At 69.5% G+C, this 12,553-nt stretch carries 11 protein-coding genes; 7 read left to right on the top strand and 4 right to left on the bottom strand.

Annotated elements, in window-relative coordinates; translation table 11 throughout:
• Nucleotides 1–65 precede the first annotated feature (65 nt).
• The 4 genes from ABH920_RS37990 (at nt 66) to ABH920_RS37975 (ending at nt 3,768) form a co-directional block, all read left to right on the top strand.
• Nucleotides 66–977, top strand: a complete 912-nt coding sequence (locus ABH920_RS37990) for a PhzF family phenazine biosynthesis protein (RefSeq protein ID WP_370354124.1) — start codon at nt 66–68, stop codon at nt 975–977.
• Nucleotides 974–1,948, top strand: a complete 975-nt coding sequence (locus tag ABH920_RS37985) for an ornithine cyclodeaminase family protein (RefSeq protein ID WP_370354123.1) — start codon at nt 974–976, stop codon at nt 1,946–1,948. The genes ABH920_RS37990 and ABH920_RS37985 overlap by 4 nt, the downstream gene beginning before the upstream one ends.
• A gap of 37 nt (nt 1,949–1,985) precedes the next feature.
• Nucleotides 1,986–3,254: an FAD-binding protein gene (locus tag ABH920_RS37980; protein ID WP_370354122.1), complete on the top strand. Its 1,269-nt coding sequence runs from the start codon at nt 1,986–1,988 to the stop codon at nt 3,252–3,254.
• A 97-nt stretch (nt 3,255–3,351) separates the two neighbouring features.
• Nucleotides 3,352–3,768 (top strand): CBS domain-containing protein, encoded by a 417-nt coding sequence (locus tag ABH920_RS37975; protein ID WP_370354121.1) that lies wholly within the window; start codon nt 3,352–3,354, stop codon nt 3,766–3,768.
• A gap of 116 nt (nt 3,769–3,884) precedes the next feature.
• Here ABH920_RS37975 and ABH920_RS37970 read toward each other — a convergent pair whose 3' ends face one another.
• Together ABH920_RS37970 and ABH920_RS37965 are read right to left on the bottom strand one after the other, a co-directional pair.
• Nucleotides 3,885–4,748: a TIGR03619 family F420-dependent LLM class oxidoreductase gene (locus ABH920_RS37970; protein ID WP_370354173.1), complete on the bottom strand. Its 864-nt coding sequence runs from the start codon at nt 4,746–4,748 to the stop codon at nt 3,885–3,887.
• Nucleotides 4,749–4,781: 33 nt separating this feature from the next.
• Complete coding sequence (locus ABH920_RS37965; RefSeq protein ID WP_370354120.1) at nt 4,782–5,510, bottom strand: TetR/AcrR family transcriptional regulator; 729 nt, start codon at nt 5,508–5,510, stop codon at nt 4,782–4,784.
• 90 nt (nt 5,511–5,600) lie between these two features.
• On the opposite strand from ABH920_RS37965, the gene ABH920_RS37960 reads away from it, so the two are divergent.
• From ABH920_RS37960 to ABH920_RS37950, 3 genes are all read left to right on the top strand, one after another.
• Nucleotides 5,601–7,055 carry an MFS transporter gene (locus tag ABH920_RS37960; protein ID WP_370354119.1) on the top strand — a complete coding sequence of 485 codons (1,455 nt, stop codon included), beginning with the start codon at nt 5,601–5,603 and terminating at the stop codon, nt 7,053–7,055.
• Nucleotides 6,982–7,338 (top strand): nuclear transport factor 2 family protein, encoded by a 357-nt coding sequence (locus tag ABH920_RS37955; protein ID WP_370354118.1) that lies wholly within the window; start codon nt 6,982–6,984, stop codon nt 7,336–7,338. The genes ABH920_RS37960 and ABH920_RS37955 overlap by 74 nt, the downstream gene beginning before the upstream one ends.
• A 70-nt stretch (nt 7,339–7,408) precedes the next feature.
• On the top strand, nt 7,409–8,242 hold the full coding sequence (locus tag ABH920_RS37950; protein ID WP_370354117.1) for an SAM-dependent methyltransferase: 834 nt from the start codon (nt 7,409–7,411) through the stop codon (nt 8,240–8,242).
• Between the two features lie 60 nt (nt 8,243–8,302).
• On the opposite strand, the gene ABH920_RS37945 is transcribed toward ABH920_RS37950, so the two are convergent.
• On the bottom strand, nt 8,303–11,407 hold the full coding sequence (locus ABH920_RS37945) for a BTAD domain-containing putative transcriptional regulator (protein WP_370354116.1): 3,105 nt from the start codon (nt 11,405–11,407) through the stop codon (nt 8,303–8,305).
• Between the two features lie 152 nt (nt 11,408–11,559).
• Nucleotides 11,560–12,093: a helix-turn-helix domain-containing protein gene (locus ABH920_RS37940; protein WP_370354115.1), complete on the bottom strand. Its 534-nt coding sequence runs from the start codon at nt 12,091–12,093 to the stop codon at nt 11,560–11,562.
• Between the last annotated feature and the right edge of the window lie 460 nt (nt 12,094–12,553).

Below are 12,553 nucleotides of genomic sequence, written 5' to 3'. Positions count from 1 at the left end.
ACTTATACCAGGGGGTCGAAGTTCGCCAGTTCCTTTGAACCCTGCTGCCGCGTAGCGTCGCGATCATGCAGTACTTCCACGTCGACGTCTTCTCGTCGCAGCCCTACTCGGGCAACAGTCTCGCGGTGTTCCCGGACGCCGCTGATACTGCCGTTGCCGCGGATACCGGCGATGTCACCGACGATCTCACTGCCGAGCAGATGGCGCGGATCACCCGCGAGCTGCGGCACTTCGAATCGATCTTCCTGTTCCCCGACGGCGACGGAGACGACGCTCACCGCCGCCATGCTCGCGTCTTCGACCTCTTCGATGAACTCGACTTCGCCGGCCATCCGGTCCTCGGCGCGGCCTGTGTCCTGCACGAGCGCCATGGCGACGACTCCCCGCAGACCTGGACTTTCCGCCTCGCAGCGCGCACCGTGCAGGTCACCACGCGCCGACACGGACCGGGTCGCTTCTCAGCCGTGCTGGACCAAGGCCGAGCCGAGTTCTACAACGAGGTAGCAGGAACCGCCGCCGCTGCCTGGTTCGGGCTCGACGACAAGGACCTCGATCCCGAACTCCCACCACAAGTCGTGTCGACCGGCCTGCGCTACCTGATCCTTCCGGTGCGCGCCGGTGCGTTGGAACGTGCCCGAATCGCCATACCAGACCTCGAAAACCGCCTCGACGCCCTCGGCGCGCAGTTCGCCTACCTCCTCGACGTGGCCGCCATGGAGGGCAGGCACTGGAACAACGACGGACTCCTCGAAGACGTCGCCACCGGAAGCGCCGCCGGCTGCGTCGCTGCATACCTCCGCTGCCACGACCGCCTCGGCGACGGCGAAACAGCGACGCTCCACCAAGGCCGCTACCTCGGCCGTCCCAGCACGATCACCATCCGGGCCCACGGCACCGGCGTGGACGTCTCCTCCGTCGAGGTGGGCGGCGACGTCGTGGTCGTCGGCACCGGCACGCTCGATCGGATCCCGGCATGAGTACCGAACCGCTGGCAGGGCTGCAATTCTTCGACGCCGACGCGATCCGCGCGGCCGTCGGCTTCGAGGACCTGGTCGAACCGGTCGCGCGCGCCTTCGCCGACTACAGCCGGGGGCTCGGGGAGTCGCCGGTCTCCATGTTCGCCCCGGCCGGCAAGGAGGGCGATGTGCACGTCAAGTCGGCGTGGCTTCCCGATTCGCCGATCTTCGTCGTCAAGGTCGGGAGTTGGTTCGCCGAACGCGCTCGCCGTGAAGCGACCGGCGCGAGCGGCGTGATCATGGTCTTCGACGCCCGAACCGGCGATCCCGTGGCCTTACTCCGCGACGACCACCACCTGTCCGACGTGCGAACCGCAGCTGCCGGAGCCTTGGCTACCCGACTGCTGGCCCGCGAGTACAGTCATTCTGTCGGAGTGCTCGGCACCGGAATGCAGGCGTTCCTCCAGGTGCTGGCCGCAGCCGGCGAGCGTCCTGTCACCGACGTCCGGATCTGGGGACGTCGAACCGATCCCGCGAACCGCCTCGCGGCCGCACTCCGAGAACGCTTGGCAGGCGTGAACATCTCCGTGGTGCCCACGCCGCGCGACGCCTGCGTCGACACCGACATCCTGATCACCGCCACCGGCAGCACGCAGCCGCTGGTCGAGGCCGACTGGCTGGCGCCCGGCACGCATATCACCGCGATGGGCGCCGACGACGCGGGCAAAGTCGAACTCGCTCCCGCGTGCCTGGCTCGTGCCGACGTCGTCGCCGTGGACAGCCGCGAACTGACCGCTCTCTACGGCGACCTCGCCTACGCGCACGCCGCCGGAGTGCGGCCGAAGACCGCGCCGGTCGAGCTCGGCGAGCTCGTCGACAGCCGAACGCCAGGTCGCGCCACCGCCGGCCAGATCACCGTGGCGAAGCTGATCGGCCTGGGCGTGCAGGACCTCGCCGCGGCGAACGTTACGCTGGACCGCCTGAGGCGATGACACCGAGATCGCCGAGAGCGCCGGGAGACTCCGAGCGATGAGCGAACAGAGCGAGCGGACTCACAACTGGGCCGGCAACGTCGTGTTCAGTCCCGCGCGGACCCGTCATCCGGCCTCGCTCGACGAGCTCCAGCGGATCGTGGCCGGCGCGCGCTCGGTGCGGGTGCTCGGCACCGGGCACTCGTTCAACCGGATCGCCGACACCGACGGGGACCTGGTCGTGCTCGACCGCCTGGAGCCGCAGGTGCAGATCGACGCGGACGCCGGCACGGCGACCGTCTCGGCCGGCCTGCGGCTCGCGGACCTGGCGTCGCGGCTGCACGCCGCCGGCTACGCGCTGACCGCGCTGCCGTCCCTGCCGCACATCTCGCTCGCCGGGGCCTGCGCGACCGGGACCCACGGGTCCGGCGACGGGAATCAGGGCCTTGCGGCACTCGTGCGCGGGATGCGGTTCGTGACGCCGGGCGGCGACGTCGTGGAGCTCAAACGCGGCGAGTCGCCGGACTTCGACGGCGCGGTGGTCGGGCTCGGCGCGGTCGGGGCGGTGACGCAGCTGACGGTCGCCGTGGTGCCCACGTTCGACGTCGCGCAGTTCGTGCACGAAGGCGTGGCGCTGTCGGAGCTGATCGGCCGCTTCGAGGAGGTCTTCTCGGCCGGCTACAGCGTCAGCGCTTTCACCGACTGGCGCGGCGACGTCGCCGTCTGGGTGAAGCTGCGCGCGGAAGAGGCGCGCACGTCGCGGCCCGCCGCCGACTGGCTCGGCGGCCGCCCCGCCACGCACGCCGCGCACCCGATCCCCGGCATGTCCGCCGAGAACTGCACCGAGCAGCTCGGCGTACCAGGACCCTGGCACGAGCGGCTGCCGCACTTCCGCCCCGGCTTCACCCCGAGCAGCGGCGAAGAGCTGCAATCAGAGTTCTTCGTCCCCCGGCGGCACGCCGCCGATGCGCTGAGCGCGGTCCGCGAACTCGGCCCCCTCATCGCCCCGGTGGTGCAGATCTCCGAGGTGCGCACCGTCGCCGCCGACGACCTCTGGCTCAGCCCGGCCTACCACCGCGACAGCGTCACGATCCACTTCACCTGGATCGCCGACCGCGCCGCCGTGGAACCGGCCCTCGCCGCGGTGGAGCGCGCCCTGCTGCCGCTCGGCGCGCGGCCGCACTGGGGGAAGGTGTTCCTGAGCGGACCGAAGGCGGCGCTCGCCACCTACGAGAAGGCCGACGACTTCCGCGCACTGCTGGAGCGGCGCGATCCCGAGGGCAAGTTCCGCAACGCGTTCGTGCGGAACCTGTTCCCGGCCGGCTGATCGCGGCCGTCGCCGCGCCCTCCGGTGGCGCCCCGACCCCAAGGTGCCCACGATAGAAGTGGCAGTCCCCAAGGGGGCCTAGTCCTGGGAGGCGATCATGGCCACTGCCAAGGACATCATGCATCCCGGCGCCCAGTGGATCTACCGCGAGGAGACGCTGGACCGCGCCGCGCAGCTCATGCGGCAGCTCGACGTCGGCGCGCTGCCGGTCAGCGACCAGAACGAGCGGCTGTGCGGCATCATCACCGACCGCGACATCGTGGTGAAGTGCGTGGCGCTCGGCCACGACCCGGCGCAGGTCCGCTGCGCCGAGCTCTGCGAGGGCACGCCACGCTGGGTCGACGCCGGTGCCGACGTCGGCGAGGTGCTGCACGAGATGGAGAGCCGCCGCATCCGGCGCATGCCGGTGGTGGAGAACAAACGGCTGGTCGGCATGATCAGCGAGGCGGACCTGGCCGCGCACCTCAGCGAGCAGCAGCTCGCCGAGTTCGTGGAACGGATCTGCGCGGCGTAGTCCACCGAAACGCCGCAGTGCGGTGCGGTCAGCGGTGTGTCCCCGCGTTGCCCTCGGGGACACACCTTGGCACTCGACAGACCCGGGTCGTGCCTCGGCCGCGCTTCAGCCGTGCCTCAGCCCTTGCCCAGCCCGAACCGCTCCGCGAACGCCACCAACTCGGCGCACTGCTCGTCCGGCTCCCCGGTCGGCGCGGCGACCGAGATGCGGGTGACGCCCTCCGCCGCCAGCCGCTCGGCTGTCTCCGGAGACATTTCCAACGACCCCATGTGCGTGTACGCGATGGCCCCGGGATCGCGACCGGCCTTCTCCGCCGTCGAGAGTACCAGCTCCCACAACGCCTTCCGCTCATCGGGCATGAGCCCACCGCCCGGAAGCCAGCCGTCCCCGCGCAGTCCGGCACGCCGGGCCGCGGCCTCGCTCGACCCGCCGACGTGGATCGGCAGCCCGGACTCCGCCAACGGCTTTGGGTGGCTGTAGACGTGGTCCAGGTCGTAGAACTCGCCGTGGAACTGAGCCCCGGCCTCGTCCCGCGCCCACAACGCCCGCATCACGTCGATCGCCTCGTCTGCACGCCGCCCGCGCGTCCTGTAGTCGACCCCCACCGCCGCCGCCTCGCCGGGCAGCACCCCGACGCCGATCCCCAGCAACCGCATCCGGCCGCCGGACAGCACGTCGATGGTCGCCAGGCGCTTGGCCAGCGTCACGGGGTGGTGGTACGGCAGCAACAGCACCCCGGTGCCGAGCAACAACCGCTCGGTGTGTGCGGCGACGAACGTCAGCATGTCCAACGGATCCGGGAACGGCAGATCCGTCGGCAGCTCCCACTCGCCGATCTTGGCCTCCGGATAGAGCGCCACATGTTCGGGCACGTATATGGCTTCGAACCCGGACTCCTCGGCCTGACGGGCAACCGTCACCAGCCGTTCCGGATCGGCGCCGAAGAAGGGCGTGGCGTATCTGAGCGCGAAAGTCGGCATCTCGTTGGTCACACCGTCACCCTAAGCGCGGCGTCATTCGGCCGGGGGAGTCAGCCCGAGTGACCGGACCAGATCACAGATCTCGCTGCGATAGACCTTGCCGGGATCAGGGGTCTGATAACGCAGGTGGCCGTAGATCTCCAGCGAGACCAAGCCGTGCAGCCGCCCCCATACCCGCAACGCGAGCGCGACGGCGTCCGGCGGCAGCTCAGGGAACTGATCCCGGACCGTGGCGACCAGCGTCGGATCGAAATCAGACCACTGGTACGCCGCGTCCGCCTGCAGCCCCTCCGCGCTCGGCCACGCCCCGGCGACCAGCCCGGTCAGCCCCAGGCAGGCCCGGCGCTCGGCCTCGACCGCGGCCCCTTCCGCCGGCGCCTGGTAGCCGGGCACCGGGTCGCCGTAGACGAGCCGGAAGCCCGCCGGGTTGGTCAGCGCCCACTGCCGGAACGCCTCGGCCCAGGCCAGGATCCGGCCCGCCGCGTCCGCGGCCGGCCGGGCGTCGCGCGCGGCCTCGGCACCGTCCACGAACGCCGTGTACAGGTCCGCGATCAGCGTCGTGACCAGCTCGTCGCGGGTGGCGTAGTAGCCGTAGATCGCGTTGGCGGTCATGCCCATCTCGCGCGCGATGGCGCGCAGCGTGACGGCGTCGGGTCCGCCGGCGGCCATCAGGTCCAGCGCGATCGTCTTGATCTCCTGCGCGGTCTGGGCCCGGAGGCGGGCCCGCCGGCTCTGTGTCGGGGCATCCACTGGGGCTTCCACGGCTGACACTCTACAGCGTTGCGTTAGTGCTTGCCGTGATGTAACTATACGGCGTGTAGTAAACATACGCCGCTCAGAAAGGTGGGGATCGTGCGGCTCAGACTGGCACTGCTGGTGTCGACGCAGTTCGTCGTCGCCCTGGACTACAACATCGTTTACGTCGCGCTGCCCGACATCGGCACCGGACTCGGCTTCGGCGCGCAGTCGCTGCAGTGGGTCGTCAGCTCCTACGCGGTGGCCTTCGGCGGCCTGCTCATGCTCGGCGGCCGGCTCGTCGACCGCATCGGCCGGCGCGACATGTTCGTCGTCGGCCTGGCCCTGTTCGCGGCCGCGTGCCTGGCCGGCGGCCTGGCGACCGGCCCGGCGACGCTGCTGGCCGCGCGCGCCGTGCAGGGCGTCGGCGCCGCGATGCTCACGCCGGCGACGCTGTCCCTGGTCACCACCGGCTTCGCCGAAGGCCCGGAGCGCACGCGGGCGCTGTCGCTGTGGTCCGCCGCGGGCAGCGCGGGCTTGGCGGCGGGCGCGCTGCTCGGCGGCGTGCTCACGCAGGTCGGGGGCTGGCGCTGGGTGATGCTGGTGATGGTTCCGCCGGCGCTGGTCATCATGGTGGCCGCACCGCGCCTGCTCGCGAGGGACCGTGTCGATAGAAGGACCCTGACGGGCTTCGACCTGCCCGGCGCGCTAGTCGCCACCGTCGGCTCGATGCTGCTGGTGTTCGGGCTGGCCAGTGGGCCGCAGGCCGGGTGGGGTTCGGTGCGCGGCGCGGGGTCGATCGGGGTCGGTGTCGCGTTGCTCGGTGCGTTCGCGGTCATCGAGACAGGGGCACGCGATCCGCTCGTGCCGCCGCGGTTGTTGCGCACCAGGAGCCTGGCCGTGGCCATGGCGGCGATCCTGATATTCCAGAGCGCCTTGGGGGGCGCCTACTACGCCTTCACCACGTACCTGCAGGTCGGCCACGGCTACAGCGCGCTGGCGACCGGCCTGGCGTTCCTGCCGGTGACCGTCCTGTCGGTGGTCGCGGGCATGAGGTTCGGCCCGGCGCTGATCGGCCGGTGGGGAGCGCGCACGAGCTTGTTCGTCAGCATGCTGATCAACGGTGCGGGGATCGTGCTGCTGGCCGCCGGCATGGCGCCGGACGCCTCGTTCTGGACGCTGGTCCCAGGCATCGCGGTGTGGGGCGTCGGGGGCGGCATGACGTTCACGGCGATGTTCGTGACCGCGACGAGCGGGGTGCGGGCCGGGGAACAAGGCGTCGCCTCGGCGATGGCCACCACTGCCCAACAACTCGGCGGGGCCGCGGGGCTCGCGGTACTGGTCGCGATCGCCACCGCCGGGCTGCACAGCGTGGGAGGCCACGTGCCTCCGACGGAAGTCATCAACGGTCTGCGACAGGCCGGTTTCGCGGCGGGCGGCACGGCGATGCTCGGCGCGTTCCTGGCCTTCGCGCTCAAAGAACAGAGGAGATCACAGAATGAGCCAGACGATCGAGGACCTGATCCGGACGTACTTCGAGGCGTGGAGCGAGCGGGACGCGCGGCGGCGTGAGGCCGTCCTGGAACGCGTCTTCAGCCCGGACGCCGAGATCATCGACCCCGACTGGACGGCCACCGGGCACGCGGAGATCGTCAGCGCGGTCGGGGAGGCGCGGGAGAAGCTTGGCGAGCTCGACCTTTCGCTGGCCAAGGTGATCAGCGTCCACCACGATGTGGCGCTGTTCTCCTGGGAACTGACGCAGCCTGGCTCGCTGACCGTCCCCGTGGCCACCGGTTACGGAACAGTGATCGCGGCCGACGGTCACATACGCCGGGCGTACAACTTCTTCGGCTGATTTCGCTGCGTGACTTGCGGCATTCGGGCCACCGCGCACAACGGCGTCCCGAATGCCACAATCATCTGTCATGGACTCGATCGACGCGGCCGAGTTGGCCCTGAGCCTGCCCGAAGTCGACCCCACCCACCCGAGCCCGGCGCGCATCTACGACTTCTGGCTGGGCGGCTCGCAGAACTTCGAAGCCGACCGCGAAGCCGGCCGCCGCGCCGCCAGCTCGATGCCGTCCCTGCCGGCCTCCGCGCAGGCGAACCGCGTCTTCCTGCGCCACGTCGTGCAGAACCTGATCGCCGAACGCGGCATCACGCAGTTCCTCGACCTCGGCTCCGGCGTCCCCACCGTCGGCAACGTCCACGAAGTGGCGCAGGCCGTCGACCCGGACGCGACCGTCGTCTACATCGACATCGACCCGGTCGCCATCGCCCACGCCCGAGCCCTGCTCGCCGACAACCCCACCGCGCACGCCGCCCTGGCCGACCTCCGCGAACCCGACGTCGTCCTCGACCACCCCCTGGTCCGCGACACCATCGACTGGACGAAGCCGGTAGCGATCCTGCTGTTCTCCGTCCTGCACTTCATCCCCGACACCGAACCCACCACCGCCCGCCCCGACCAGATCGTCCACGCCTTCATGCACCCCTGCGCCCCCGGCAGCTACCTGACCATCTCCCACGGCGCCCCCGACGCCGCCGCCCCCCAGGGGCAGAAGGACGCAGCCCGCGACTACGCCAAGCGCACCGGCGTCCCCGTCGTCCCCCGCACCGCGAAGCAGATCACCCCCTGGCTGACCGGCCTGGAGATCCAGCCCCCGGGCGTCGCGGACATCCGCGTCTGGCTGCCGGAACTGGACGACACGCACAAGCCGATCGTGCCGTTCATCGGGGTGCTGGCTCGGAAGCCTTAGGCCTGCTGGCGGTGGTTGGCTGGCTGGTATCGCAAGTAAGGGCACTGCCGAAGTCGGACGTCAGGCATCGTCGCCTTGCGGTCCCATCGCTTCCGCCTCCCGCAGGTGGCTCTGCGCGCGATCGGTCATGCTCAGGCTCGCGTAGAGCTCAGAGAGGGTACGGTGCGCCCGGGCCTGCTCGGGCAAGGCGGCCGCTTCCTCGGCGATTTTCAGGGCCGCCTTGTACGCATCGACAGCGCGTCGGACATCGCCGCCGGCGGAGTGCGTGCTGCCTTCCGCCAGCCGGACCTGGAACAGCCGCAGCTGATCGTGCGTCTGCGCCGCGAGTTCGGCCGCGTTCCGCAACTCCTCGAACGCCGAATCGGGATGCCCGAGGCTGGTGTGCACCGTGGCCAGCAGGATGTGGCTCTCGATCTCGTTGCGATGGTCGCCGAGCTGCCGGAACTTCTGCAACGCGGCCTGCATGGAAGCCAGAGCCCGCTGGTGGTTCCCGGCGCGTTCGTAGACGGCAGCGATGTTGACGTCGAGCGAGGCGGTGTTGAGCGGGTCGCCCAGCGTCCCGGACAGGGTGCGGGCTTCCTGGAAGCAGGCCAGGGCTTGGCCGTTCTCATCGGCCCTTCGGTACATCTCGCCCAAATTGATGAGGACGTCGCAGATGACCGGCAGGTCGTTCTGTCGGCGCGCGATCTCCAAAGCGTGGCGGCCCCGCGCGATCGCCTCGTCCTGGTGCCCCTGCTGGAACGTGTTGACAGCCCACTGATCCTCGGCCACGGCCACCCGGCTGAGGTCGCCGAGGCTCCCGTACAAGGCAGCCGCCGTCCGGAAGGCGTCGATCGCCTGGCCGCGGTGTCCGGTGGCGTCGTGCGCACGCCCGATCTGGACGTGCGCGTCCGCCTGGCCGTAGCGGTCGTCGTCGGCCTTCCAGACGGCCAGTGCGGCGTGACCGCTCTGCAACGCGTCCTCATAACGGCAGGCCCGGAAGGAAAGCCCCGCGTGATCGGTCAGCAGGCGTGCCTTGACGGTGTCCGGTCGGTCGTCCGGAGAGTCGGTGTCCGGGGCGGCGAGCAGATTCTCGATGAGCTGCAGAGCCTGAGGCCAGTTCCCGCGCCGGTCCAGGTGCTGAGCCAGCACGTGGGGGAGCAGTCCGAGGTGTCTGCCGCGGCCGAGCCGCACCGACCAGGTGATGACCGCGGACAGGTTGGCGTCCTCGCTGTCGAGCCACCGCCGGGCCTGCTCGGGCGTGTCGAGATCCACACCTGCCACCGGCGCTGAGGCCACGGGATACCGGAGTTCACGGCGGCGCGGCTGCAGGGCGTGGTCCGCGCGCGCGGCGGCGGTTTGGTAGAAGGCGACGGCGCGGTCGACGCCCCGCTGGTTGTCAAGGTTCTGCTGTTCGTCGGCCTGCGCTAGGACATACTGTCTGAGCAGGTCGTGCAGCATGAATCGGTGAGCGCTGGTGTGCTCCAGGAGTCGGTGGTCCACCAAATTGTCGAGCCTGATGTCGGTGTCGGCCAGCGCCGCGCCGGACATGGCCGCGGCGGCGGGCAGGCCGATGTCCGGGCCGGGGTGGGCCGCGAGGTAGCGGAGCAGATCGCGCAGAGGGCTGCTCAGCGTTTGGTAGGACATGGCGAACGCGGTGTGGATCGGGCCGGTCAGCGGGTCATCGGCGAACGACTGCGAGGTCGTGGACAGCCGGTCGGCCAGGTCCCCGACGGTCCACAGCGGTCGGCTCCGCAGGTGCCCGGCGGCCACGGTGATGGCCAGCGCGAGTCCGCCGCAGCATCGGGTGAACCGGACGAGATCGTCGTCGTGGGGCAGGGTCCGGTCGGTGATGTGCGCCAGGAGTGCCGTCGCGGCGCTGTCGGGCAGCAGACCGAGGGTGAACTGGTGGCCGTGGGGCAGCCCGGTCAGGTGGCGGCGTGAGGTGATCAGGACGATCGTGCCCGCCGGGGGCGGAAGCAACAACTCGATCTGGGCCGCGTCCGAGACGTCGTCGAGCAGGAGCAGCAGACGGCGCCCGGCGGTGCGTTTTCGCCAGAGCGCTTGGAGCGCCACGAGCGAGTCGGCACGTCCCAGCTCGCGCCACGGTGTGCCGATCGCGTCGAGCAGTTGCGTCAGAGCCTGCTGCGGATCCAGGGGCGGCAGGTGTGGATCATGCGAGTGCATGTTGACCTGCAACGCACCGTCCGGGCATCGGGAGCGAAGCAGGTGCGCCGCCTGGAGCGCGACGGTCGTCTTGCCGACGCCGGCCAGCCCCTCGATGGCGACGACCGAACCGTGCTTGCCGGAACGCAGGTCCGCGGTGACGGCCGCGAGGAGTGTCGCAAGCTCTTCCTCGCGTCCTGCCACATACGGCGGATCCGGATTCAGCGTGTCCACGGTCTCCGGCGTGCTGCGGCGTTCGGGCACGGGGGTCTGGTGTTTGACGGGGCCGTTGAGCAGGCGTTGGTGAAGCGTGCGGAGTTCGGGGCGCGGGTCCGTTCCCGCCTCTTCACGAAGCCGGTCTCTGGTGTCGTGGAAGAGGGCCAGGGCGTCGTCGGTCCGTCCGGCACCGTCCAGGGCGATCATCAGGAGCTCGATGACGCGTTGGTCGATGCGGCTCCCGGAGGCCAGTTCGGTCAACTCCGCGACGGCCTCGTCGGCATCGCCGCCGGTCTGCAGATCCAGCTCCAGGCGTCTGAGCACCACCGTGCGCCGCTTGTCGGTGAGGATGCGCCGGATGGTCTCCACCCACATCCCACCCAAACCGGCGAACGGCTCGCCGCGCCACAGCTCCTCGGCCTGGCGCAACAAGGAGCGGGCCGAGCGCGGGTCGGCCCCGACGCGGGCCTGGGCCCGGGAGACCAGGAGGTCGAAGTGGTGCACGTCGACGTCGTCGGCCGGCACGTCGATGCGATAGCCGGCCTGGTTGCTGGCGATGACCTCGGTCAGCAGGCCGGTCTCGCGCAGCCGGCGGCGAAGTCGTGAAATATGGGCCTGTAATGTGGAACGGAACTGCTGGGGAGGATGCTCGTCCCAAAGTCGGTCGGCGAGCATCTGCGCGGACACGGCACGGCCGCGCTCCATCAGCAGGATCGCCAGCACGCCCTGTTCCTTGGGATTGCCCGCGGCCTGAAAACGTTCATCGTTTCGAAAACCAACGGGGCCGAGCACGGTGTACTGCATGGGTGCTCCCCTCACGCACTGCAGGACGTTGCTCAGTACCCATGGTTGCACCGGCCGTTATCAGGCTCTAGAGCTAATTAACGCCAAAAGGTGGCGAATCAGAAACCGGCGCCGCCAGGTCGAGGACGAGGCCACCAGAGGCCAACCCACTGTCAGGGTGCTTCCTCGTCGGGCCGCAGCCGTGGCGCATCGACTACATTCGTGGCCTGATTCAGTTCGACGGAGTACTCCAGCCGGCCGGCCCACGCGATGAGCGCGACGGGCTGCGGGAACTTCTCGGAGTCCTCCCACCGCTGGATCGAAGACCGGCTGACCCCGAGGAGCAAGGCCAGATCGCCTTGCGAAAGCCTGCGTTCTTTGCGTCTGAAGCACAGCGGCCGGGTCAGCCGTCGCATTTCGTGGAGTTCGAAGGATTCCCCGTTCTCCAGTATCACCGGCGAGAATTCCGAACTTATGAGCGGATCAACGATCGCCAGGCGGAAGCTGAGCGCATATGCCCAACTAATAAGATGTTTCAAGCTCGGCGAGTCGTAGCCCTTTTCCCAGTCGCGGAGGGTGCGGCTGGCGACGCCGAGCCACTCGCTGAGCGTCTGCTGCGCGAGCCCGGCGGTGTGCCTGGTGGTCAGTAGCTGTGATTGGATCTCGGTCAGTCGCTTTCGCGCGCCTGAACCGCCCCGCAGCTCCATACAACACCTCGCATGTCTCGGATGCCGGACATGCCCCTCGACCGATGGAGGACCGAGGGCTCTGTGCCCAGCCCGGGGTGACCGCAAACCAGAGCACTGAGTTGGTGCCCTACTTTCCACAGCTTGACACAGGTACCTGCCGCATCGTGCCGGTACGTCCTGATCGATACCGCCTCGGGCACCTGATCTGCGGCTTTGTATAAGCAAGCTTCTTTACCTGTTCTGTGCTGGGTCACGGCTTCAAACAGATTCGAACTTTGCCTTGGTGCACCCCCGATGAATCAATAGGATTGCTCCAAGCTCGGTGGCGGGGAACCGATGTGGCGGCCCGAATCATGCGTTGACAAGGAGAAATCCCCTCGTGAGCAACCTGTTCCACATCTGCGTCTTCATCAGCCATATGTGCGCCTTTTACGGAGGCTGATCTCCCAGACACCCGCACACCGAACCGGCCTGTCCC

It is taken from the genome of Catenulispora sp. EB89 (assembly GCF_041261445.1).
In the GTDB taxonomy this organism is placed as follows: Bacteria; Actinomycetota; Actinomycetes; order Streptomycetales; family Catenulisporaceae; genus Catenulispora.
The sequence above is the reverse complement of the archived record's forward strand: the minus strand, read 5'-3'. Positions and strand labels throughout refer to the sequence as shown.

Bases quoted from the DNA above. Each gene is read 5' to 3' on its own strand.
- ABH920_RS37990 (WP_370354124.1), top strand. From the start codon at position 66: ATGCAGTACTTCCACGTCGACGTCTTCTCGTCGCAGCCCTACTCGGGC.
- ABH920_RS37985 (WP_370354123.1), top strand. From the start codon at position 974: ATGAGTACCGAACCGCTGGCAGGGCTGCAATTCTTCGACGCCGACGCG.
- ABH920_RS37980 (WP_370354122.1), top strand. From the start codon at position 1,986: ATGAGCGAACAGAGCGAGCGGACTCACAACTGGGCCGGCAACGTCGTG.
- ABH920_RS37975 (WP_370354121.1), top strand. From the start codon at position 3,352: ATGGCCACTGCCAAGGACATCATGCATCCCGGCGCCCAGTGGATCTAC.
- ABH920_RS37970 (WP_370354173.1), bottom strand. From the start codon at position 4,748: ATGCCGACTTTCGCGCTCAGATACGCCACGCCCTTCTTCGGCGCCGAT.
- ABH920_RS37955 (WP_370354118.1), top strand. From the start codon at position 6,982: ATGAGCCAGACGATCGAGGACCTGATCCGGACGTACTTCGAGGCGTGG.
- ABH920_RS37950 (WP_370354117.1), top strand. From the start codon at position 7,409: ATGGACTCGATCGACGCGGCCGAGTTGGCCCTGAGCCTGCCCGAAGTC.
- ABH920_RS37945 (WP_370354116.1), bottom strand. From the start codon at position 11,407: ATGCAGTACACCGTGCTCGGCCCCGTTGGTTTTCGAAACGATGAACGT.
- ABH920_RS37940 (WP_370354115.1), bottom strand. From the start codon at position 12,093: ATGGAGCTGCGGGGCGGTTCAGGCGCGCGAAAGCGACTGACCGAGATC.